The organism is Actinomadura flavalba DSM 45200, from assembly GCF_000374305.1.
Taxonomy (GTDB): domain Bacteria; phylum Actinomycetota; class Actinomycetes; order Streptosporangiales; family Streptosporangiaceae; genus Spirillospora; species Spirillospora flavalba.
This window is the reverse complement of sequence record NZ_KB894093.1, coordinates 249,749-272,828: the sequence shown is the minus strand read 5'-3', so window position 1 is coordinate 272,828 and position 23,080 is coordinate 249,749. Positions and strand designations below refer to the sequence as shown.

Genomic DNA, 23,080 nt, shown 5'->3' with positions numbered 1-23,080 from the left:
ATGTACCGGTTCATCGCGCGCAGGCTCGGTTCGGGCGTCGTCCTCGTGGCGGCGCTCACCACCCTGACCTTCTTCCTGCTCTACCTCGGCGCGGGCGACGACATCGCCCGGCAACTGCTCGGCGAGGAGGCCGACGAGGCCGCGGTCCGGGCCAAGGAACGGGAGCTGGGGCTGGACCGGCCGATCGTGACCCAGTTCGCGCACTGGCTGTCTGGAGCGGTCCACGGCGACCTCGGCACCTCGTGGTTCAACGGACAGGACGTCGGCGCGGCGATCCTGAGCAGGCTGTCGGTGACCGTCAGCCTGGTGATCGGCTCCACACTGCTCACCGTCGTCTTCGCCACCGTGCTCGGTGTCGTGGCGGCGACGCGCGGCGGCTGGGTGGACCGGGTCGTGCAGGTCGCGGGGGTGCTGGGGCACGCCGTCCCGAACTTCCTGATCTCGCTCGGCCTGGTGCTGGTCTTCGCGATCTCGCTGCACTGGTTCCGGCCGACCGGGTACACCCGGTTCGCCGAGTCGCCGGGACTGTGGCTGTCGTCCATCACCCTGCCGGTGCTGGCGCTGGCCGTGCACGGCGTCTCCGGCGTCGTCCAGCAGGTGCGCGGCGCCGTCGTCGACGAGCTCGGCCGGGACTACGTCCGCACCCTGCGCAGCCGTGGCCTCTCCGAGGCCCGGGTCGTCTACCGGCACGCGCTGCGCAACGCCGCCGGGCCCGCGCTGTCGTTCCTGGGCGTGCAGGTGGTCGGGCTGCTCGGCGGCGCGGTGATCATCGAACAGGTCTTCGCCATCCCGGGCCTGGGGCAGGTCGCCGTCACCGCTACCGGGCAGGGGGACGTCCCGCTGGTGATGGGGCTGGTGGTGGTCTCCGCCGTGCTGGTGGTCGTGCTGAACCTGCTGATCGACCTGCTCCAGGGCTGGCTGAACCCGAAGGTGCGTCTCGGATGAGTGAACCCGCCCTCGTGGCCCCGGCCGCGGTGCCTCCCGCCGCGCTGTCCGGCGGTCTGCGCCGTCTCCTGCGCGACCCGCTCGGCGTGGTCGCGCTCGGGTGGCTCGCGCTCGTGATCGTGGCCGCCGCGCTCGCCCGGTGGATCTCCCCGCACGACCCCGACGAGCCCTCGGCCGGGGACATCCTGGCCGGACCGTCCGCGTCGCACCTGCTCGGCGCGGACGGTTCGGGCCGCGACATCCTGTCCCGGCTGCTGCACGCCTCGCAGATCTCGCTGGCGGGCGCCGCGCTGACCCTGCTCGTCGCGGCCGTGCTCGGGATCGGCGCCGGGCTCGTGGCCGGGTACTACGGCGGCTGGACCGAGACCGCCGGCACCTGGGCCGCGAGCCTGATCATGGCGCTGCCGGGCATCGTCGCGCTGCTGGCGCTGCGGGCCGTCGTCGGGCCGTCGCCGTGGACGACCATGGCGATCTTCGGAGTGCTGCTGTCCCCGGCCTTCTACCGCGTCGTCTACGCGGCCGTGTCGGGGGTGCGGCACGAACTGTACATCGACGCCGCGCGGGTGGCGGGCCTGAGCGACGCGCGGATCATCGGCCGGCACGTGCTCACCGTCGTGCGGGCACCGGCGATCATCGTGGCGGCGGCCGTCGGCAGCGGCGCGATCGCGTTGCAGTCCGGGATCACGTTCCTCGGGCTGGGCGATCCGTCGGTGGCGACGTGGGGCGGGATGCTCAACGACGCGTTCGCCAACATCTACGTCGCGCCGCTCGCGGTGGCCTGGCCGAGCCTGGCGATCGGGACGACGTGCGTCGCGCTGACGCTGCTGTCCAACGCGCTGCGCGACGCCCTGGAGCGCACCGGGCGGCCCCGCCGCAGGACCGCCCGCGCCGAGGACGCCGCCGACGCCGCGGCGAAGGAGCCGGTCCTGACGCACGACGAGCCCCCCGGCGGCGCGGCGCTGCTGGACGTCCGCGACCTGGTGGTCGCCTATCCGCGCCCCGACGGCCCGGCCCGGCGGGTCGTGGACGAGGTGTCGCTGTCGGTCCGCGCAGGCGAGGTGCACGGCCTGATCGGTGAGTCCGGTTCCGGCAAGACGCAGACGGCCTTCTCGATCCTGCGCCTGCTGCCCGCCGGAGCCCGGACGTCCGGCGCGATCGTGTTCGACGGGACCGAGCTGTCCGGGCTGCCCGCCGCGCGGCTGACCCGGCTGCGCGGCGGCGCGATCGGGTACGTCCCGCAGGAGCCGATGAGCAACCTGGACCCGAGCTTCACGGTCGGGAGCCAGCTCGTCGAGCCGATCCGGGCGCACCTGGGGCACGGCCGGGCCAAGGCCCGCACGCGGGCGCTGGAACTGCTGGAACGCGTCGGCATCGCGGACCCGGCGCGGACGTTCGACGCCTACCCGCACGAGATCTCCGGGGGCATGGCGCAGCGGGTGCTGATCGCGGGCGCGGTCGCCTGCGAACCGCGACTGCTCATCGCCGACGAGCCCACCACCGCCCTGGACGTCACCGTCCAGGCCGAGGTGCTCGACCTGCTGCGCGACCTGCGCGACGACCTCGGAATGGGGGTGCTGCTGGTGACCCACGACTTCGGTGTGGTGGCGGACCTGTGCGACCGGGTGTCGGTCATGCGGCACGGCCGCGTCGTGGAGACCGGCCCCGTCGACGCGATCTTCGCGGAGCCGCGGCACGCGTACACGCGCGCGCTGTTCGACGCCGTCGTGGCGACGGGGGAGCGGGCATGACCGAATCGCTGCTGCGCGTCCGGGACCTCGTCGTGGAGTACCCGGTCAAGGGCCTGCGCCGGGCGCCGTTCCGGGCGCTGCACGGCGTCGGCCTGGACGTCGACGCCGGAGAGACCGTCGGCCTGGTCGGGGAGTCCGGGTCGGGCAAGACGACGTTCGGCCGTGCGGTGCTCGGCCTGGCGCCGGTGACGTCCGGCTCGGTCCGCTTCCGGGGACGGGAGATCGGCCGGCTGTCGCGGTCCGCGCGGCGGGCGCTCGCCACGCAGATCCAGGTCGTCTTCCAAGATCCGTACACGTCGCTGAACCCGTCCCTGGTGATCGAACGCATCCTGGTCGAACCGCTGCTGGCGCAACGCGTCCCGCCCGACGAAGCGCGCCGCCGCGTTCGGGACCTGCTGGACCAAGTCCACCTTCCCGCCGACGCCGGACGGCGGCTGCCCCGCGAGTTCTCCGGCGGCCAGCGGCAGCGCGTCGCGATCGCGCGGGCGCTGGCGCTCGATCCGGCGCTGATCGTGTGCGACGAGCCCGTCTCGGCGCTGGACCTGTCCACCCAGGCGCGGGTGCTCGGCCTGTTCCGGGAGATCCAGGAGCGCACCGGGGTCGCCTACCTGTTCGTCTCGCACGACCTGGCGGTCGTCCGACACCTCAGCCACCGCGTCGCGGTGATGCGGGCCGGGGAGATCGTGGAGTCCGGCGAGACGCGCCGGGTGGCCGACGACCCGCAACATCCGTACACGCAGAAGCTGTTCCTGGCGGCACCGCTGCCCGACCCGCAGGCCCAGCGCGAACGCCGCGAGGCGCGGCGGCGGCTGCGCTCGACCGAGGGAGCCCGGCCGTGAAGGCGATCATCGTCATGTTCGACAGCCTGAACCGGCACCTGCTGTCGCCGTACGCGCGGGACACGTTCGTCGACGCGCCCAACTTCGCCCGGCTCGCGCGGCGGGCCGTGACGTTCGACAACTTCTACGCCGGGTCGATGCCGTGCATGCCCGCCCGGCGCGAGCTGCACACCGGCCGGTACAACTTCCTGCACCGAAGCTGGGGACCGCTGGAGCCGTTCGACGACTCGATGCCGCAACTGCTGCGCGACGCCGGGGTGCACACCCACCTGGCGTCCGACCATCCGCACTACTGGGAGGACGGCGGCGCGACCTACCACACCCGCTACTCGACCTGGGAGTTCTTCCGCGGCCAGGAGGGCGACCCGTGGAAGGGCGTGGTCACCGACCGGCCGCCCGCCGGTCAGCGGGCGCGGATGGAGAGCCAGGACGAGGTCAACCGCCGGTACATGCCCACCGAGGCCGAGCACTCCCAGACGCTCACCGTCGACGCGGGCGTGCACTTCATCGACACCAACGCCGACGCCGACCGGTGGCTGGTGCAGATCGAGATGTTCGACCCGCACGAGCCGTTCTTCACCAACAACGACGACTACCGCAAGAAGTACGGCGACGACCCCGGCCCCCGGTTCGACTGGCCGCCCTACGCCAGGACCGTCGAGCCCGCCGGCACCGTCCGGCGGGCGCGCAACGAGTACGCCGCGCTGGTGTCGATGTGCGACCGCTCGCTGGGGCGGGTGCTGGACGCCATGGACCGGCACGGGCTGTGGGACGACACCCTGCTGATCGTCAACACCGACCACGGTTTCCTGCTCGGTGAGCACGGCTGGTGGGCCAAGTCGGTGATGCCGTGGTTCAACGAACTCGTGCACCTGCCGATGTTCGTCTGGGACCCGCGCACCGCCGGACGCGACGTCCGGCGCGGCGCGCTCGCGCAGACCATCGACATCGCCCCGACCGTCCTCGGTTTCTTCGGCCTGGAACCGACGCCCGACATGCAGGGCCGCGACCTCGCGGACGTGCTGGAGAGCGACCGGACCGTCCACGACGGCGCGCTGTTCGGCATCCACGGCGGGCACGTGAACGTCACCGACGGCCGGTACGTGTACATGCGCGCCGCCGCCGACCGCGCGAACGCGCCGCTGGAGGAGTACACGCTGATGCCGACGCACATGCGGTCCCGCTTCGCGGTCCGCGAACTGGCCGGGTGGGAGCCGTCCGCGCCGCTGGCGTTCACCAAGGGGCTGCGGACGATGCGCGTCGCGGCGGCCGGGTCGGCGCAGATGTCGAACCCGTGGCTGCACGGGACGCTGCTGTTCGACCTGGCGGACGATCCCGGCCAGGAGCGCCCGCTGGTGGACGAGGAGGTCGAGCTGCGGATGCTGGCGCTGCTCCAGCGCCTGCTGCGCGAGAGCGACGCCCCGGCCTCGCAGTACCGGCGGCTCGGCCTGCCCCGCGACGAGCCCGTCACCCGCGCGCACCTGCTCGTCGCCGCGCAGCGCGAACGGGCCGAGGCTCTCGCCGAACCGCTGCCCGCCGTCGAGGAACTGCCCGCCGCCCGGCTGCTGACCGGGCCGCTGCCGCATCTGGCCCGGACGGCGCTGCGGCCCGTCCTGGAGAGGCACGTCCCGTTCGTCCTGGACAGCGAGCTGGTGGCGGCGATGCCGGGGCTGTCGCTGTACGACCTGGCCCGCTCGGGCCACCTGACCGCGCGGCAGCTACGCGACCTGGCCACCGACCTGGAGACCTCGGACCGGTGAGACCCAACATCCTCTGGCTGATGAGCGAGGACTGCTCCCCGCACGGCGCCGCGTACGGGGACGTCCTGGCGCGGACGCCCGCGATCGACCGGCTCGCCCGCGAGGGCGTGCTGTTCGAGCAGGCGTTCTGCACCGCCCCGGTCTGCGCGCCGTCCCGGTTCAGCCTGATCACCGGCGTGTACGCCGCCGGTCACGGCCCGGCGACCTGGCCCGCTACCACACCGCGATCGAGAAGGCCGACCGCGTCTTCGCCGGGCTCCTCGCCGAGCTGGAGGAGGACGGGCTCTGGGAGGACACGATCGTGCTGTACTCCTCCGACCACGGCGGCGTCGGCCCCCGCTCGAAACGGTTCTGCTACGACGACGGACTGCGGGTGCCGCTCGTCGTCCGGGTGCCCGCCCGGTTCGCGCACCTGTCCCCGTGGCGGCCCGGCGAGCGGGTCGCCGCCGCCGTGAGCCACATCGACCTCGCGCCGACGCTGCTGTCGCTCGCGGACGTCCCGGTGCCCGCCAGCATGCAGGGCCGGCCGCTGTTCGGCCGCGCCGCCGCGCCGCCCGCCGGTGTCGCGTTCGGGGGCCGCGACCGGATGGGCGAGCGGTACGACTTCGTCCGCACCGTACGGGACGGGCGCTACCGCTACCTGCGCAACTACGCCCCGCACCGCCCGCACGGGCAGCACGTGGCGTACATGTGGCAGGCGCGCGGCTACCAGGCGTGGGAGGCCGCGCACCTGGCCGGGACGCTGGACGGCCCGGCCGCCCGGTTCTTTGCGCCCAAGCCCGCCGAGGAGCTGTACGACCTGGCCGCCGACCCCGACGAGGTGCACGACCTGGCCGCCGACCCCGCCCACGCCGGGCGGCTCGCGGCGCTGCGCGGCCTGCTCGACGCGCACCTTCTCCGGGTCAACGACAACGGCTTCATCCCCGAGGGGTCACCGCTCCAGGGGTACGCGCCGAGCCGGGAGCCGGGCGCGTACCCGCTGCCGGAGGTCATGGCCCTCGCGGGGACGGCGATCGCGCGCGACCCGGCGAACCTGGACGTCTTCGTCGCGGCGCTCGCCGACGCCCGCGAGGTGATCCGGTACTGGGCGGCGCAGGGCCTGCTGATGCTCGGCCCGGACGCCGCCCCGGCCGCCGCCGCGCTGGAGGCGGCGCTGGCCGACCCGTCGGCGCACGTCCGGATCGCGGCGGCCGAGGCGTACGGGCGCGCGGTGGACGGCCCGCGCGGCGCCGCCGTCCTGGCGCGGGCCCTCGGGGCGGAGCACCCCGCGCCGGTCCGCCTGCAAGCCCTCAACGCGCTGGTGTACCTGGGCGGGGACGCCGCCTTCGCGGAGGACGGGCTCGTCGCGGCGGCGGACGCCGCGCACCCCGGCGTCCGGTCGGCGGCGCGGTACCTGCTGCTCCGGCTGCGCGGCGAGTACACGCCGGAGGCCGTCGTGTTCGACCTCGACCACTTCCGCGCTTCGAGCGACGGACGGCACCGGTGAGCGCGCCGCCCGCCCCTCACTCCCGCTCGTACAGCGGCCGCCACACCTCGGGCGGGATCACCCCGACCCGGACGCTCCACGCCTGGTAAGCGTCCGCGAGCTCCCGGACGATCTCCCGCCGCTCCAGCGCGAGGTCGCGCAGTTCGGCGCGGTCGGTGCGCAGGTCGTACAGCTCCCAGGCACCGGGATACCGCTTGACCAGCTTCCAGTCGTCGCGGCGGCAGGCGGCGTTGCCCTCGTGCTCCCAGAACAGGTACCGGCCTGCGGCGGCGGCCTGTCCCGTCCAGCCGCCGAGCATGCTCGCGCCCTCCGGAGCCTGCACGGGCGTTCCCGCCCGGGTGAGCGGATAGTGCGCGCCCGTGACCTCCAGGACGGTGGCCATGATGTCCGGCAGTTGGTGCGCATCGTGGACCAGACGGCCGGGGGGCAGGCGAGCGGGCCACCGCGCCACCAGGGGCGTCGCGATGCCGCCTTCGTGGACCCAGTGCTTGTACTCGCGGAACGGCGTGTTGGAGACGTTGGCCCACGCCTTTCCGTAACTGACGAACGTCTCCTCGGCGCCCGGCCGGGTCTGCGGCGTGTTGCCGATCTCGATCGGCCGCCCGTCCGGGGTCCGCCGGGGGAACGGCAGCCGGTTCCGCCCGACCGGGATGACCTCCGCGCTCCCGCCGTTGTCGGACAGGAACAGCACGAGCGTGTTCTCCTCGGTGCCGGTCTCCCGCAGCGTCTCCAGGATGTGGCCGATGCCCTCGTCCATGCGCGCGACCTGCGCCGCGTAGACCTCCATGCACCGCGCCTGCCACTCCCGGTCCGGGGCCTCGTCCCACGGCGGCACCTCCGGATCGCGCGGGGCGGCCTCGAACGACGTGCCGAACCAGCCGCCCTCCCGCTGGCGTTCCCGGCGCCGCTCGCGCACCACGTCCCAGCCCTCGTCGTAGCGGCCCGCCTGAGCCGCGACCAGTTCCTCCGGCGCGTGCAGGGGCCAGTGCGGCGCCGTATAGGCGACGTAGCAGAAGAACGGGTCGTGCGGCCGGTCGCGGACGTGCTCGCGGACGTACCGCTGCGTCCTCGCGGTGATCGCGTCGGTGAAGTAGAAGTCGTCCGGCCGGTCGTCGTAGGAGAGGAACGCGTCGTCCTCGGCGAGGGTGGCGGGCCAGTAGTAGCTGCCGCCGCCGTTGCACGTGCCGAAGAACCGCTCGAACCCGCGCCCGAGCGGCCAGGTCTCGTCGATGCGGCCGGTATGACCGGAGACGTGCCACTTGCCGGCCATGTAGGTGCCGTAACCGGCGTCCCGCAGCACCTCCGCGATCGTGACGCAGTCCTCCGACAACGTGCCCGCGTAGCCCGCCGGTCTGTCGTCGGCGGTCAGGATGCCGATGCCCGTCTGGTGCGGGTGCAGGCCCGTCAGCAGCGACGCGCGCGACGGCGAGCAGCGGGCGGTGTTGTAGAACTGCGTCATCCGGACGCCGCGCTCGGCCAGCCCGTCCACGGCGGGCGTCGGGATCTCGCCGCCGAAGCAGCCGATGTCGGAGAAGCCCAGGTCATCGCAGAGGATCACCATGACGTTGGGGCGTTCGGACGAGGGCATCGGCGTCCCTTCCGGTCAGTCGGCGGCGCAGCGGAAGCCGGTGTTGCCGCTGGAGGAGTCCGGCGTGTTGGCGGTCCGGGCGGACACGCGGTAGCGGTTGCAGTACGAGTCGTGGCAGAGGTACGAACCGCCGCGCATCACCCGCGTCTCGCCCTCCGTCCACCAGTCGCCGCCCCACTCCCAGACGTTCCCGACCGTGTTGTAGAGGCCGTAGGCGTTGGGGCGGTACGCGTCCACGGGGGCGGTGCCCGCGTGGCCGTCCTCGGCGGTGTCGACGTGCGGGAACTCGCCCTGCCAGATGTTGCACCGCCAGTGGCCGCGCGGCGTCAGCTCGTCGCCCCACGGGTAGCGGGCCTGGTCGAGGCCGCCGCGCGCCGCGTACTCCCACTCGGCCTCGGTGGGCAGGCGGCGTCCGGCCCACGCTGCGTACGCGGCGGCGTCGTGCCAGGACACGTGGACGACCGGATGCCGCTCGCGTCCCCGGACCGTGCTGTCCGGCCCCTCGGGGGAGCGCCAGGTCGCGCCCGGGACGCCGCGCCACCACGGTGTGCCCGCCGGGGCCGGGAGGGCGCGGGCCGTGCCGGGCGGCAGGAGGCCCGCGAAGACGTAGGACCAGCCGAACTTCTCGGCGTCGGTGACATGACCGGTGGCCTTGACGAAGGCGGCGAAGCGGGCGTTGGACACCGCGTGCGCGTCGATGTGGAACGGTCCGACGGTGACGCTCCGGACCGGCCCCTCACCGTCCCCCGGGTTGGCCGTTTCGTCGTCGTTGCCCATCCGGAACGTGCCACCGGGCAACCGGATCATCCCCTTGCGGCCCGGCGGCGCACCGCCCGGAGCACGGCTCGGCGGGGCGATCGGCACCGGCGGCGCGGCGGGCACGGCGGCCGGACGCGCCGCCGCACAGCAGGGAGACTCGGGCCTCAAGACCTATTCCTACCGGGATGGTTAACAAGACGTCCGAAATCTACCCGATCACAGAGGATGTTCCCCGATCCGGGGTGGGCCAGGGGTTGAGGTGGCCGACTCGGCCCGAACCGGGACGTGCACGCCCGCTGCGGGTTCCCATGGGGCGTTCAGCGCCTCCTGACGGGCCTGGAAGCTAGAGCTGTCGCGAGCGGGGGAAGGGCTCGTACGTGCTGGAGGCGCCGTCGTAGTTGTAGATCGTCCAGCGGTCGGGCTGGACGTTGGCCAGGCGGGCGCCGAGGGCCAGCGCGATGGCGGTGGGGCCGGAGAGGAACAGCGCGTGGTGGCCGGTTCGCGCCGGTTCGGGGAGGCGGGCGTCGAGCCAGGCGCGGCAGATCTGGTCGACGGCGGCGGTGAACGTCGCCGTGTTCTCCGGGAGTCTGCCGTCGGCGGCCCGCCGGATGTGCAGGAGGCTGCCGATGCCCGCGGCGCGGCACGCCGCGCGGACGGGTCCGGTGAACGTCTCCTCGCGGCCCTGGAGGTCCACCGCGAGGGCCGCGCGGGACAGGTCGCCTGTGCCGAAGACGTGGAGGGCCTCGACGGTCAGGGCCGGGTGATCCAGAACGTCCCGTCGGTGACGATCCGCCGCCCCGCCGACGTCGGCCCGGACGGCCCGCCCTCGACCGTCAGGGCCGGGGTCGCCGTTACGTCCGCGCTCATGGGTCCTCCGCTGTGCCGTCGTCTCGCGCTGCACAACGTACTGATGGACGGCGCCCGGGCCGTCACTCGTCCGCTTCCGGTCACCGGCTCCGCCGCGAGGCCGGGGCTGCTTGGGTCGTCCATCGGTACAGGGCAACCGCACCCGAGGAGGACGCTTTGCCGCCACGCCGCAACCAGCCCCGCCGCCCGGCGCCGCTGGAGCCGTTCCTGAACCCGTACACGTTCGTCCCGGCGGCCGCGCGCGACCGGCTGCCGAAGGCACTGGCCGACGGCGCCCCCACCGGCCACGACCGGCTGCGCCCCGACCGCTGGACGGGCACGATCGGCGTCCGCCTCACCGTCCGGACACCGCTGCTGCTGCTCGACACGGCCCGCAAGTACGAGGCGGAGAGCGGCACCGAGGGTCACCTGGCGTATCCGGTGCTGGCCCGCGACGGGCGGCCGCATATGCCCGCGACGTCGGTGAAGGGGATGCTGCGGTCGGCGTACGAGGCGGTCACCGGGTCGCGGTTCGGGGTGTTCACCGGGCACGACGAGCCGCTGGGCTGGCGCCGCGTGGCCGACGACGCCCCGGACATGCGACCCGTGCGCGTGCGCTCGGTCAGCGAGAAGCCCGACCGCGTGGAGATCCAGTACTGCGAGCAGGCGCGGCTGCCCGCGTTCGTGGACGACCCCGTCCGCTACCCGTCGGGCGGTACGCCCCGGCACGGCGATCTCGTGAAGGCGTACATCGGGCGCCGATGGATGGAGAGCAAGAACGGTAAGCCCTTCCCCGGACCGTGGACGGTGCGCGCGCTCGTGCCGCTGGGCGAGGGCACCCCACCACAGGACGACTTCGGGGACGACGCGACGGCCGTCGTCGCGGGCATCGTGTTCAGCACGGGCCGCAACGCGATCGGCAAGCGGCACGAGCGCGTCTTCTTCAACCAGGAGGACCCACGCACCGAGACGCTGCACGGCCATTTCGCGCGCTGGAACACCCTCATGCGAAGCTACCGAGCCGCGCATTCCGACGACGAGCTGTTCAAGCGCCGGAACGACGCGAAGCCGGGCGACCACATCTCCGACACCATCGGTGAACTGGCGTGGAGCCCGCACCTGTGGGACCCCGCGCGCCGCGTCCTCAAGAAGGGCGCCCTGTGCTACGCCCACGTGCGGAACGGAAAGGTGTCCGGCCTCTACCCGGTCGCCATTCCCCGCGACGTGACGAACGAGGCCCCGTCCCGCGCGCTGCCCAAGAGCCTGCACCCGGCGTCGCGTCTGGACGAACTGTCCCCGGCCGACCGCGTGTTCGGCTGGGTCGCCCCGGACGGCTCGGGCACCCGCCCCGCCGCCTACCGTGGCCGCCTGCGCGTCGGCGCGGTGACGTGCGGGGACGACGCGTCCGTCACCCGCTTCGCCGGCGACGGCCTGCCGCTGGCAATCCTCGGTGAGCCGAAGAAGTCCCAGGCCCGCTTCTACGTCGGGACCGACGAGGGCCGCCCCCTGCGCGACGGCATCGGCAAGAAGGACGCCTACCTCGGCGGCAAGCCCGTCCCGCGCGGCCGCAAGGTCTACTGGCACCACGCCCGCGTCGCCGACGACCCCGCGTACTGGTCCGAGCCGGACGGCCCCGACGACCCCACCCAACGTCCCGTCAACGGCCGCGACTACCGCGAGTTCCGCCGCCCCCGCGAGGCCGCGAACGGCAACGACGCCGACCCCCGCCTCACCCCCGACCGCCGCGCCTTCGCCACCAAGCGGAACGTCGAACAGCGCGACAACCAGAACCGCTCCGTCCACGGCTGGGTCGACGCGGGCACCGAGTTCACGTTCACCCTGGACGTCCGCGACCTGGACGCCACCGAACTCGGCGCCCTCCTGTGGCTCCTGGAACTCCCCGACCACCACTACCACCGCCTCGGCCTCGGCAAGCCCCTGGGCTTCGGCAGCGTCCGCCTCACCCTCGACCCGGACACGACGTCCCTGCACACCGGCGAGCAGTGGGCCGCCTACTACGGTTCCCTGACGGCGGACCTTCCCGCTTCGGCGCCCCTGGACGAGCCCCGCACGACGTTCGCCGCGCTGCTCCGCGACGTCCCCATGCTGGCGCAGGCGACGACGGCCTTCCTGACGGCCGCCGCCGGGCTCGACCTCCCGGTCCGCTACCCGCGCGTCCGCGTCGCCGGGATGCGCGGCGCCCCCACGACGCCGCCCGACCCGCGCGGCCAGTCCTACGCCTGGTTCACCGCCAACGAGAAGACCGCGCGGCGCGCGGTCGAGGAGGGCCGGGGCCGTGCGCTGCCCACCGCTGCCGACGCGGCGGATCGCGCCCTGGACACCTATCCCGGTGAACGCGGATGACCGGCGGCCGTTTTCGGACACCGGCTCTGCCGTGGAGCGACCGGCCGGGGCCGTCGAGCGCCCGTAATGTGCCGCTGAATCGAGTCCGGCGGGTTCGTCCATCAGGAACCGGGTGGACATCGTCGTCGCAGACGGGAGGGGACCCGGCTTGGACGTGTACGTGGTCGTGCTGAGCACGGCGGGGAACCAGAACTACATCTTCGGCTCGAACAAGCGCCGCGAGAACGTCGGCGCCTCGCACCTGATCACCTGTGTCGAGGGCCGCTGGCTGGACGCCGCGCTCGCGGCCCTCGACGGGCCGGGCGACCCGCGTCGCGACTGGCGTGTGGAGGCGCAGGGTGCGGAGGTGGTGACGGCCAATGCGGGCGGCGTGACGCTCCTCGTGCGGGCCGACGAGCCGGGTCGGGAGGCCGCCGTCAAGCTCGTCGGTGACATCACCGAGGCGGCGCTGCGCGAGGCGCCCGGCCTGGACGTGTGCGGCGTCGTCGGCACCGAGCCGGTGCCGTGGGGCACGGGGGAGGCCCTCGATCGGGGCATCGCGGCGGCGCGGGAACTGCTGGCGGTGGCGCGGATGCGGCGGCGCGGGCCCAGGCTCCGGTTCCCCGGCGTGCCGATCGCGGCGCGGTGCGGGTCCAGCGGGCTGCCCGCGCACCGCGCCGTCCGATTCGGCCCCGACCGGGCGCCGGAGGCGCGGTCGGCGCCGAGCGTGGCGAAGCTGCGGGCGTTCGACGCCGCGCTGTCCCGCCTCACCGACAAGATGGGCCTGGCCGACACCGAGGCGGCCCGGAACGACCTGGTGAGCGTCGTCGACCACCTGAACTTCACGGCGGACTGGGTCGCCGTCGTCCACGCCGACGGCAACGGCATGGGCAAGGTCTTCCAGGGCTTCGCCGACATCATGGCGGGTGCGACCGCCCGCGAGTATGTGGACGCCCTGCGCGGCCTGTCCGAAGGGGTGGACGAGTGCGCCCGCGACGCGTTCCGCAGCGCGGTGGACCGGCTGCGCGGTGACCGGTTCCCCGTCCTGACGAAGGTGCCGCCGGTGCTCCCGCTCGTCCTCGGCGGCGACGACCTCACGGTGGTGTGCGACGGCCGGGTCGCCCTGAACTTCGCCCACCGGTACCTGACGGAGTTCACGCGTCGGGCCGCGGAGAAAGCCGGTGTCGGCGGGCTACTGGAGGCCGCGGGACGTCAGGGACTGGGCGCGTGCGCGGGCGTCGCCGTCGTGAAGCGCCAGTACCCGTTCCACAGCGCCGTCCACCTCGCGGAGGAGCTGACGGCCGAGGCCAAGTCCGTGAAACGGGAGCTGGACCAGAGCCGCAGCGCGCTGTCGTTCCACGTCCTCAACGAGAGCGCCCACGCCGACCTGGCCCGGCTGCGCGAGAACCAGAACCCGCTGGAAGAGGGCACCCACCTCACCGCGATGCCTTACGTCGTCGGCGCGGCCGAGGGCGAAGGCTGGGCGCGGCGCCGCCACTGGAGCGACCTCGAACGGCGCGTCACGGCGCTGACGAGCGAACGCGAGGACGGCAGCAAGGCCATCTCGGCCGGGCAGGCGCACGACCTGCGCTCCGGACTGTTCCGGGGACGCGCCGCCGCCGACGCCCGGCTGGCCGCCCTCACCGTCTGGTCCGGCGACGCCCCCGAGGTCCGCGCCCTCACCGAGGACGGGTCGCTCTTCTGGCGGGACGGCGACGAGCACCGCACCGGCCTGCTCGACGCCCTGAACGCCGCCCCCTTCCTCACGCCGGGAGACCGCGCATGACCCATCAGATCTCCCTCACCCTGCGCCTGCTCAGCGACTGGCACATCGGCGCGGGAACCGGGCAGCACGGCAGGCTCAGCCGCCAGGTGCAGCGCGACGACGACGGCCTTCCGTTCGTCCCGGCCAAGACGCTGAACGGCCTGTGGCGCGACGGCTGCGAGATCGCCGCCCGCGCCCTCGACGGCGGCGGCACGGGCGTCTGGCACGACTGGGTCGAGTACGTCTTCGGTTCCGAACGGTCCAACCCGTCGAAGGAGGCGAACGAACCGCCCCGCCGCGCGTCCGCGCCCCCGCGCCCCGCCGTTCTCGGCTACGAGGGCCCGCTGCGTTTCCCCGAGGAGTTCCGCGCGCTGCTGTCCACGGCCGACCCCCGGCTCCGCGAGGCGGTGACGTTCGTCAAGCCGGGCATCGCCCACGACCCGCGTACGGGCGCCGCCCAGGACGACATGCTCCGCTTCGACGAGATGGCGCGCGGCGGCGTCGCCCTCACCGGCACCGCGTACCTGCCCGCCGCCCTCACCGGCGACCGGCTGGCCTGCGCGTTCGCGCTGCTGTGGGCGGGCGCCCGGCTGGTGGAGGGCATCGGCGGCAAGCGGCGGCGCGGCGCGGGCCGCTGCCGCCTGGACCTGACGGCGCCCGGCATGCCGCAGACGCCGGAGGACCTGGAGCGCTGGGCGACGAACCCGGCGGAACCGCCCGCGCCCGAGGCCCCGCCGGAGCCCGACGGCGACGTGCGCGCCGAGGCCGGTGACGGCTGGGAACGCGTCGTGTTGCGGCTGACGCTCGTCACGCCGCTGCTCGCCCACGACCGCACGGTCGGCAACCTGGTGCGGGGCCGCGACCACGCACCCGGCTGGATGCTGCTGCGCGAGGTGTTGCGCAGGCTCGCCCCGGCGGGCCCGGCCGCGGCGGCGGCGCGCTACGGGGATCTGGTCGTCTCGGCGGCGACGCCCGCGGTCGACGGGCTGCCGGGCCTGCCCGTCCCGCGCGTCCTCGAACGCGGCAAGGACGACGGCGCCAGGCACCTCAACCGCATGGTGCAGCCGCTCCCGAAGGACGAGGTCTACAAGCGTCTGCGGCGCGGCTACGTGTCCGGCACCGGTGCCCTGGACGTGCGGACGCCTGGCTTCACGCTGCGGATGCACAACACCGTCGACGACGCCACGCAGCGGCCCGACGAACGGCACGGCGGCGTCTACGTCTACGAGGCGATCGAGGCCGGGACCGAGCTGGCGGCGGAGATCCGCGTCCGCACCGGCGTCCTCGCCCCCGGCTGGCACGAGAGGCTGAACGGCGACTGGCGTCTCGGCCGGTCCCGCAAGGACGACTACGGGTTCGCGAAGGCCGCCGCCGAGCCGCTGGACGCCGCGCCCGGTACCGCCGCCCCGTTGGAGGAGGGCCAGAAGCTGCGCGTCTGGCTGGTGTCGGACGTCCTGGTGCGCAACGCCCGCCTCGCCCCCAGCGACGACCCGGACGACTTCGCCCGCCTCCTCACCGACGCGCTGAACACGGCGGGCGCCCGGGGACTGCGTCTCACGCCGCTTCCCGCCGAACCCGGCCTGGTCCCGACCGGCTATGACACGGCCCGCACCGACTCCTGGCACACCGGCTGGCGGCTGCCGAGGCCGGTTCTGCTGGGCTTCGCGGCGGGCGGCTGCCTCACCTTCACCGTGGCGGAAGGGCGGGCCGACGCGGCGGTGCTGACCGCCGTCGAGCGTTCCGGCATCGGTGAGCGGCGCGGCGAGGGCTTCGGGCAGATCCGTCTCAACGACCCGTTCCTCAGCGGACCGGCACCTGTGGCGGCGGCCGCGCCCCCGCCGGTCCCGCGACCGGCCCCTAGGCGGCTGCGCCCAGGCGCGGCGGGCCACGCCGAGGCCCGCGTCATCGAACGCGCGGCGTGGCGGGCCGAGATCTGGCGCCGCGCCGAGGCGCGCGCCGCCGACGCCGGCGGCCCCCTGAAGGATCTCGCCGCCTGGACCCCGACCCGCCTCAACGCGCTCCGCCGCCTCTTCGACCACCTGGACGACGACCCGGACCTGCTGGGCCGCCGCATCGACGCCCTCACCGAGCGCTGGGGGAAGGACGACGCGAGGAGGGTCCGCGCCCTGCTCATCGACGGGCCACCGGAACGGGCCGTCGAGGGTGCGCCGGACGGGCAGGACGCCTGGGACCAGCTCGGCTTCACCGACCGCGCCGACCTCTGCCTGACCAAGGACGGCCACGACACCCTGACCGACGAACTGCGAGCCGAGGCGCGCCGCACCCTGCTCACCGCCTGCATCGCCGCCCGCACCCGCCGGGAGGCCCACGGCAAGGAGGTCCGCTCATGAAGGGACGCCCGATGCAGCACCGGCTCCGCCTGCGGGGCTGGCTGCGGACCGAGACGCCGCTGCACGTCGGCGGCGTCGCCCTCGACCCCGCCGAGGCGCTGCCGGTGGCGGTGGACGGGCAGGACCACGTCTACGTGCCCGGGACCGCCCTCGCCGGGGCACTGCGCGCCTGGATGCGCGGCGCCGACCCCTCCGGCCCCGCGAACGACAAGATCAACGACATGTGGGGCTTCACTGTCGACGGGGAGCCGAACAGCGGCCGGGCCAGCCGCGTCGTCGTCCGCGACGCGATCATCGCCGCGTCCACGCGGACCGACGCCGACGGGCTGCCGAGCGAACCGATCTCCCGGAACGGCCTGCCCGTCCGGCACGGCGTGGGCATCGACCGCGTCACCGGTGCCGCCGCCTCGGCGATCCTGTACGCGCGCACCGTCGTGCCGCCCGGCCGCTACCTGTCGTTCGACCTGGACATCGAGACGACGGAACGGGATCTCGACCGGGACCGCGCCCGGCTGCGCCTGCTGCTGGCGGCGCTGCGGGCCGAGGAGATCACCCTGGGCGCGGCCGGGAGCAAGGGGCTCGGCGTGGTGACGCTGCTGCCGTCGCCGCTCGACGTCCACGAGCACGACTTCACCGGCGTCGCGGGCCTGCTGGCGTTCCTCGGCGGCACGCCGGCGACGTTCGCCGACGTCCCGGGCGACGCCGGGGTCGCGGCCCTGCCCGAACGGCGGGAGCTGCTGACCGTGACGCTGGGCTGGCGCCCGCTGTCGCCGGTGATGGTCCGCGCGTCCGGCGAGGGCGCCATGGTCAAGACGCTGCCGCTGACGACGACGTCGGGACGCGACTCGCTCGTCCTGACGCTCAGCGGCAGTTCCATCAAGGGCGCGCTGCGCAGCCACGGCGAGTTCATCGAACGCACCGTCCGGGGCGACAACGCGCCGGTCCCGGAGGCCGCTGCGGCCACCGCACAGGCCCACTCCGACGCGTTCTCCCGGCAGTTCGACGAGCTGGACGCCGTCCGCGCCCTGTTCGGCGCGCCCCACGGGAAGCCCGACAAAGACTGCTTCCCGTGGGGCGCGGGCGCGCTGACCGCGCACGAGTGCGTCAGCGAGACCACGATCCCGGCCGAGACGTGGAACGTGGTCGTGGACGGGCCGCTGGACGGTGCGCCCGTCCCCGACGGCAAGCGGCCCCTGCCGGACGCGGTCCGGGACGAGCTGAGCGGACGTGGCCTCGACCAGGCCGACCATGTCGCCATCGACCGCTGGACCGGCGGCGCCGCCGACAGCCTGCTGTTCAGCGTCCTCGAACCGCACGGCGTGGACTGGGAGCCGATCCGCCTCACGGTCGATCTCACCCGGCTGGGGTGTTACCGCGACAGCGCCGTGGCGCTGCTGATGCTCGTGCTACGCGACCTGGAGAACCGCCGGTTGCCGCTCGGCGGCATGGTGAACCGCGGGTTCGGAGACGTCGAGATCACCTCGGTGGACATCTCGGGCGGCGGCTGGGCGGCCGGAACGTCCCTCGCGACCGCGCTCGGCACACCGCGCCTGGTGCGGGCCTGGCGCGACTACCTCGGGGAGGACGAATGATGAGCACGAGGCTGTACAGCGCCCACCGGCAGGGACTGACCTTCACCGAGGCGCTGGCCGCGGCGCCGGGCGGGTTCGCGCTCCTGACGACCCCGTGGCGGTATGTCGTGACGACGACGGCGGAGGCACGCGCTGCCGTGCCCGACGGCGTCTTCGAGGCGCGGCTGTTCGACGCGCGCTGCGAACTGCGCTGGAAGGAGACCGACGACGAACGCGGCACGGCGGTGGCGCTCACCGAGGACCCGGCGGGGCTCCCGCCCGGCTTCGATCCGCTGCCCGAGCTCGACGTCTCCGGCGTCGTGGACGGCGAGTACCTGCTGTGGGGCAGGGCCGTCACCGAGTCCGGCGGCTGGACGACGCTCACCACCGAGCGCATCGGCAGCCTGCGCGTCCCGGCGGTCATCGCCGCCGGGGGACACGCTGCCCTGACGACCCGCGAGTACATCGAACGCGACCCGCTCTACGGCAACGCCGCCGTCGTCGAGGAACGGCTGCTCGGCCTCGCGCCGTCCGAACCGGTGGACCTGCGCCGGGAGACGGCATGAGCGAACCGACGAAGGCGACGCCCAACGACATGGCCGGTCTCCTCCGGCGCCCGAAGCCGCCACCGCCGGGTGCGAAGAAGGGGCCGGGTGGAGCCGAGGCGCGCGCTCCGCAGCACCGGACCGGGCCGCCGGAGACGTTCCTCAACCCGTACACGTTCGTGCCCGCCTTCCCGCGCACGGACGCCACCGGAGCGTTCGGGGACGCCGCACCGCCGTCCGGCAGCCGCCTGCACGACGACCACTGGACCGGCGAGATCGACGTCTCGCTCACCGTCCGGACGCCGCTGCTGCTGCTCGACACGGCTGCGGCCACCCCCGTCAACCCCGACGGGCACCGGACGTACCCGGTGCTCCTGCGCGACGGCCGCCCCCACCTGCCCGCCACCGCGTTGAAGGGCATGCTCCGCGCGGCGTACGAGACCATCACCAACTCCCGCTTCGGGATCTTCACCGGGCACGAGGAACGGCCCGCCTGGCGGCGCGCCGCCGCCGACGCCGCGCACATGTACCCCATCCGGGTCATCGACAAGGGCCGGCGGCTCGAAGTCTGGGAGTCGCACTGGATGCCCTTCTACCTGCCGGGCGGGGGTCCGGGTGACATCAGGTGGCCCCACCCGCCCGAACACGGCGCCAGGGTGTGGATCGAGCTGAAGCAGGGTGAGGTCGCCGACGTCGAGCCGCACACGGTGAGGAGGCCAGGCGGCCACTGGACGGAGGCGTACGTCTTCCGCACCGGCCGCAACGTGGAGGGCAAGACCAAGGAACGCGCCTTCGTCCGGCCCGAGAAGCCGAGGACGGTCAAGCTGACCGACGAACTGCGCCGTCAATGGGACGATCTCATGCGGTACCACGCGGCGGAGCGGGCCGTGGCGGTCGACGACGCACTGGACGTCAGCGCGCACCGGACGGAGGGCGGCGACGACCGGCGCACCCTCGCCCCGGACAGTTTCTGCTGGGGGTACTTGCCGGACAAGAGGACGGTCGAGGCCCTGTATCCCGTTCTCGTCCCCCGCGAGCTGGCCGCCGCCGCACCGGCGGCCCAGGTACCCGAGGGCGTCGAGCCCGCGATCCGCTACGACGGCCTGTCCCCGGCCGACCGCGTGTTCGGCTGGGTCGCGGGCGACGGGTCGGGCACGCGTCCCGCCGCGCACCGGGGGCGGCTGCGCGTCCGCGACGTCACCTGCCGCGCCGACCCCGCCGACGCCGTGGTCCGCTTCGGGAGGCCGGGCCTGCCGCTGGCGATCCTCGCGCAGCCGAAACCCGCGCAGGCGCGCTTCTACCTGGCGGACAACGAGGCTAAACCCGACCGCCCGATCACGCCGGGCACCGAGAAGAAGGACGTCTACTTGACGCCCGGCCGGACGCTGCGCGGCCGCAAGGTCTACTGGCACCACCGGCTCGCCGCCCAGAACGCGGAGTACTGGAACGCGGACGGCTCCACCCAGGAACGCGTCGGCGGCGTCCTCTACCGGGAGTACCGTCGCCCCCGCGAACCCGTTCTCGACGACGCGGGCAGGCCGAAGGCGAACCGCGACGGTACGGCGTTCCAGACGACCGGCGCCGAACAGCGCGACAAGCAGAACCGCTCGATCCAGGGCTGGATCGCCCAGGACACCGAGTTCACCCTCACCCTCGACGTCCGCGACCTGCACCCCGTCGAACTCGGCGCCCTGATCTGGCTGCTCACCCTCCCCGAGGACGAGCACCACCGGCTCGGCCTCGGCAAGTCCCTGGGCTTCGGCAGCGTCCATCTGAAGATCACCGGAACACGCCTCGGCACGCGCCGCGAATGGGCCGAGTACTACCGGCTCCTCACACCGCCACCGGCGGTCGACGCCGCCGACCACTGCCTGAACGCCTTCCTGGCCGAGGCCCGCGACCAGCCCGGCTTCACGGTGATCGAGGCGGCCTTCCGCGCCGCCGCCCGGGGCCGCGAACTCCCCGTCCACTACCCGCGTACCCGCACCAAGGCCATGCACGGCGACGCCCGCACGCCCCCGAGCCCGGCGGGCGAGTCCTACGCCTGGTTCACCGCCAACGAGAAGATGAAGGACGGCGCCATGGCCCGTGGCCGTGGCCGTTCCCTCCCGCGCCCCCACGTCCCGGAGGACGACGATCTCCCCGTCTACCGCGCCGACGACTGACACGCTGCTGATCCACCCGATCGGCGGCGGCGACCTCGGCATGCCACCCCGATCACGCGCCCCCGCGCCCGTCGACCTGCACGGCGGCCCGGGGGACCGCCGACCGCTGGACAAGGTCTTCGCCGGTCTCGGCGACACCGACGTCGGCGGGCTGCTGCTGCTCGCCACCACCAACACGCACGGCCCCACCGTCCGCCCGTTCGCCGAGCACGGGCGGCGCATGCGCGACCTGCTCTGCGGCCCGGACGGCCTGTGCGGCCGGCGGTTCCCCGCCGACCGCGTCCACGTCCTGGAGGTCGCGCAGCCGACCGTGCACGCCGCCCTCGAACCGACCCGGGCGCTGCTGACCGCGCTGGCACCCGGCGCGTGCCTGGTCACGACCGGCACCGGCTCCTACGCGCTCGGCGCCGGAGCCCTGCTCGCCGCCATCGAGACGGGCGTTCCGTCGGGCCTGCTGCCGGTGGACGATCCGGCCGCCGTCTACCGGCTGTCCGACCTCGTCCGCCCGGACGCGACGCTGCACGCCTGGCTGCTGCGGCACCGGTTCTGGGCCGAACTCGCCGCCGTCGATCCTCCGAACGCCGACCTGTGGCGGCTGCTCGCGGCCCGGCAGCGCGCCGACACCGGCCCGGCGAAGGCCGCCCGGCCCGGCCCTGAACTCACCGCCGGGGATCTCGGCAAGCTGGGCGAGCTGTGGCCGACCGTCCAGGCCGCGTTCTTCGAACGGCTCGCGCGCGGCGAAGCCCTCGACCACTCGCTGCTGCGCGCCTGGTTCACCCACCGGATCGCCAAGCTGTCCAAGCGCGAGGCGGAGCTGATCGGCGCGTCGGCGCGCGCCGTCCTCGACGAACTGGCGGACCGGCTCAGCGACGGCGGCGAACGCGGCGACGCCGCCCTGATCAGGGCGGCACGGCTCCGGCTGGCGCCCGCGCCCGCCGCCACGTCCGTGGAACTCGTCCGCGACACCGAGTTCGTCGGCTTCTACGCCGACGCCACCACCCACGCCGCGCATCTCGCGCCGCCCGAGGCGCACCGCCGGCCGCTGCCCGGCCCGCTGCTGCGGGCCGCCGACCAGTGGGAGCAGAGCGATCTCCTGCCGCGTCTGCTCCGGCACAGGGGGCTCCGGCCGTGGCCCGTCCTCGGCAGCGGTGACGTGCTCGTCCTGCTCGGCGTCGGGCTCACGCCCGAGCACGACACGGCCGACGAAGGCGGGCTGGCCGCCGTGCGCGAGGTGCTCGACTGGGCGGCCCGGCAGCGCGCCGGACTCGCCCGGCCCGGCCGCGTCCGGCTGCGCCTGCTGGCCAGCGACGAGACCCTGGACCGTGCCGGACGCTGGGTGACGTTCGCGCGGGCGACCGCCCCGGCGGGCACCCTCGACGCCGAGACGCTCGGCCCCTACCCCACCGGCCCCGCAGACGCGGCGGGCATCACCTCGGCGCTCCTGACGGACCTGCGCGACGGCGGCCTGCGGGACGTGGACGAGGTGCTGCTCGTCGTCAACACCGGCAAGCCCGTCATGGTGAACGCCATGGTCGCGGCGGGCGTGCAGTGGTCGCTGGAGGCCGCCTGCACGCTGCGCGTCTCCGAACTCGGCCTCGACCGTGCCCTGCACTCGGTGATCCGCGACGGCGGGCGCGGCCTGTGCCGCCTCGGCATGGACGCGCGGCTGGCCAGCCTGGCGTCGGCGGCGATGCGGCGCCTCGACACGCGGACGGCGTGGCAGCTCCTCGCCAACGGCTCGCCCGCCCTGACCGCCGTCCGCGACGCCGCCGCCCGGCTGCACGGCGACCTGTACGGCGCGGTGGGTCCGGCGACCGGTCCGTCCGCCCGTCGGGCGCTGGCCCGGGAACGCCTCACGCTGATCGCCGAGGTGCTGGCCGACGAACCCTGGCCCGCCTGCTACACGGCCGTCGAAGCGCTGCGCCCCGGCCTGTTCGGCTGGCGGCAGTGGGACGACCTGCGCCGTGGTCATTGGGCCCTGCACGCGCTGAACGGCCTCCGCAACGAGACGCCCTACGCCCACCTGCTCGACCGGCTCCGGGTGGAGAAACGGTCGCCGCGGCCACCGGCTCCCGCGCGGGTGGTGGCGCTCCTGCACCGGGCGATCGGTGAGCTGGGCGCCGCCGGACCCGGCGACCGGGGGCTTCTCGTCCGCTTCGAGGAACTGCGCGTCCGGCTCGACCGGCTGGCGGCCGAGTAACACGGCGCGGATCTTCGGCTTTTCGGTCATTACCGTGGCGCGGGGCTGGGGGCCGTGGGATGCTGGAGGTCCGTTCGACGGCCTCGGCCCGAGAGCGTTTCCGAGGGCTCCGCGCCCTCCTGAGGTAGGCCCGTTTCGCGACGTCGTCCGAAGCGCGGCCTGTTCTTCG

General features: G+C 74.3%; 15 protein-coding genes and 1 pseudogene. 13 read left to right on the top strand and 3 right to left on the bottom strand.

Features of this window, described 5'->3' with window-relative positions; translation table 11 throughout:
- The 6 genes and pseudogenes from C229_RS0101225 to C229_RS35170 all read left to right on the top strand — a co-directional run bounded on the left by C229_RS0101225 (position 1) and on the right by C229_RS35170 (position 6,778).
- On the top strand, positions 1–945 hold the full coding sequence (locus tag C229_RS0101225; RefSeq protein ID WP_018653258.1) for an ABC transporter permease: 945 nt from the start codon (positions 1–3) through the stop codon (positions 943–945).
- A complete protein-coding gene (locus C229_RS0101220; RefSeq protein ID WP_018653257.1) occupies positions 942–2,693 on the top strand; it encodes a dipeptide/oligopeptide/nickel ABC transporter permease/ATP-binding protein in 1,752 nt (583 codons plus the stop codon). The genes C229_RS0101225 and C229_RS0101220 overlap by 4 nt, the downstream gene beginning before the upstream one ends.
- Positions 2,690–3,532, top strand: coding sequence for an ATP-binding cassette domain-containing protein (locus C229_RS0101215; protein WP_018653256.1), 843 nt, complete (start codon positions 2,690–2,692; stop codon positions 3,530–3,532). Before C229_RS0101220 ends, C229_RS0101215 begins: the two co-directional genes overlap by 4 nt.
- A complete protein-coding gene (locus C229_RS0101210) occupies positions 3,529–5,292 on the top strand; it encodes a sulfatase (RefSeq protein WP_018653255.1) in 1,764 nt (587 codons plus the stop codon). The genes C229_RS0101215 and C229_RS0101210 overlap by 4 nt, the downstream gene beginning before the upstream one ends.
- A 20-nt stretch (positions 5,293–5,312) precedes the next feature.
- Positions 5,313–5,432 (top strand): annotated as a pseudogene (locus tag C229_RS35990) (hypothetical protein); the annotation flags it as partial.
- Entirely contained in the window at positions 5,420–6,778 is a 1,359-nt protein-coding gene (locus C229_RS35170; RefSeq protein WP_420804639.1) for a sulfatase-like hydrolase/transferase, read from the top strand. The pseudogene C229_RS35990 and the gene C229_RS35170, both read left to right, overlap by 13 nt.
- Positions 6,779–6,794: 16 nt before the next feature.
- Here C229_RS35170 and C229_RS0101200 read toward each other — a convergent pair whose 3' ends face one another.
- From C229_RS0101200 to C229_RS33950, 3 genes are all read right to left on the bottom strand, one after another.
- The gene (locus C229_RS0101200; protein ID WP_018653253.1) at positions 6,795–8,366 is read right to left on the bottom strand and encodes an arylsulfatase; all 1,572 of its coding nucleotides are present in this window, start codon (positions 8,364–8,366) and stop codon (positions 6,795–6,797) included.
- 15 nt (positions 8,367–8,381) lie between these two features.
- Entirely contained in the window at positions 8,382–9,293 is a 912-nt protein-coding gene (locus C229_RS0101195) for a formylglycine-generating enzyme family protein (protein WP_026313349.1), read from the bottom strand.
- Positions 9,294–9,468: 175 nt separating this feature from the next.
- Complete coding sequence (locus C229_RS33950; RefSeq protein WP_240487141.1) at positions 9,469–9,840, bottom strand: SAVED domain-containing protein; 372 nt, start codon at positions 9,838–9,840, stop codon at positions 9,469–9,471.
- A 308-nt stretch (positions 9,841–10,148) separates the two neighbouring features.
- Here C229_RS33950 and C229_RS0101180 point away from each other — a divergent pair, with 308 nt between their 5' ends.
- From C229_RS0101180 to C229_RS0101150, 7 genes are all read left to right on the top strand, one after another.
- Positions 10,149–12,335, top strand: a complete 2,187-nt coding sequence (locus C229_RS0101180) for a TIGR03986 family type III CRISPR-associated RAMP protein (protein WP_018653249.1) — start codon at positions 10,149–10,151, stop codon at positions 12,333–12,335.
- Between the two features lie 154 nt (positions 12,336–12,489).
- Positions 12,490–14,100, top strand: coding sequence for a Cas10/Cmr2 second palm domain-containing protein (locus C229_RS0101175; RefSeq protein WP_420804638.1), 1,611 nt, complete (start codon positions 12,490–12,492; stop codon positions 14,098–14,100).
- Positions 14,097–16,430 carry an RAMP superfamily CRISPR-associated protein gene (locus C229_RS0101170; RefSeq protein WP_018653247.1) on the top strand — a complete coding sequence of 778 codons (2,334 nt, stop codon included), beginning with the start codon at positions 14,097–14,099 and terminating at the stop codon, positions 16,428–16,430. The genes C229_RS0101175 and C229_RS0101170 overlap by 4 nt, the downstream gene beginning before the upstream one ends.
- The gene (locus C229_RS0101165; protein WP_018653246.1) at positions 16,427–18,022 is read left to right on the top strand and encodes an RAMP superfamily CRISPR-associated protein; all 1,596 of its coding nucleotides are present in this window, start codon (positions 16,427–16,429) and stop codon (positions 18,020–18,022) included. Before C229_RS0101170 ends, C229_RS0101165 begins: the two co-directional genes overlap by 4 nt.
- On the top strand, positions 18,022–18,567 hold the full coding sequence (gene csx19, locus C229_RS0101160) for a type III-D CRISPR-associated protein Csx19 (RefSeq protein WP_018653245.1): 546 nt from the start codon (positions 18,022–18,024) through the stop codon (positions 18,565–18,567). Before C229_RS0101165 ends, csx19 begins: the two co-directional genes overlap by 1 nt.
- The gene (locus tag C229_RS0101155) at positions 18,564–20,711 is read left to right on the top strand and encodes a TIGR03986 family type III CRISPR-associated RAMP protein (RefSeq protein WP_018653244.1); all 2,148 of its coding nucleotides are present in this window, start codon (positions 18,564–18,566) and stop codon (positions 20,709–20,711) included. Before csx19 ends, C229_RS0101155 begins: the two co-directional genes overlap by 4 nt.
- On the top strand, positions 20,641–22,911 hold the full coding sequence (locus C229_RS0101150; protein ID WP_155884525.1) for a hypothetical protein: 2,271 nt from the start codon (positions 20,641–20,643) through the stop codon (positions 22,909–22,911). Before C229_RS0101155 ends, C229_RS0101150 begins: the two co-directional genes overlap by 71 nt.
- Positions 22,912–23,080: the final 169 nt, after the last annotated feature.

Excerpts from the sequence above, each read along its gene's own strand:
- C229_RS0101220 (WP_018653257.1), top strand. The coding sequence starts at position 942 with ATGAGTGAACCCGCCCTCGTGGCCCCGGCCGCGGTGCCTCCCGCCGCG.
- C229_RS0101155 (WP_018653244.1), top strand. The coding sequence starts at position 18,564 with ATGAGCGAACCGACGAAGGCGACGCCCAACGACATGGCCGGTCTCCTC.
- C229_RS0101200 (WP_018653253.1), bottom strand. The coding sequence starts at position 8,366 with ATGCCCTCGTCCGAACGCCCCAACGTCATGGTGATCCTCTGCGATGAC.
- C229_RS0101215 (WP_018653256.1), top strand. The coding sequence starts at position 2,690 with ATGACCGAATCGCTGCTGCGCGTCCGGGACCTCGTCGTGGAGTACCCG.
- csx19 (WP_018653245.1), top strand. The coding sequence starts at position 18,022 with ATGAGCACGAGGCTGTACAGCGCCCACCGGCAGGGACTGACCTTCACC.
- C229_RS0101170 (WP_018653247.1), top strand. The coding sequence starts at position 14,097 with ATGACCCATCAGATCTCCCTCACCCTGCGCCTGCTCAGCGACTGGCAC.
- C229_RS0101225 (WP_018653258.1), top strand. The coding sequence starts at position 1 with ATGTACCGGTTCATCGCGCGCAGGCTCGGTTCGGGCGTCGTCCTCGTG.
- C229_RS0101165 (WP_018653246.1), top strand. The coding sequence starts at position 16,427 with ATGAAGGGACGCCCGATGCAGCACCGGCTCCGCCTGCGGGGCTGGCTG.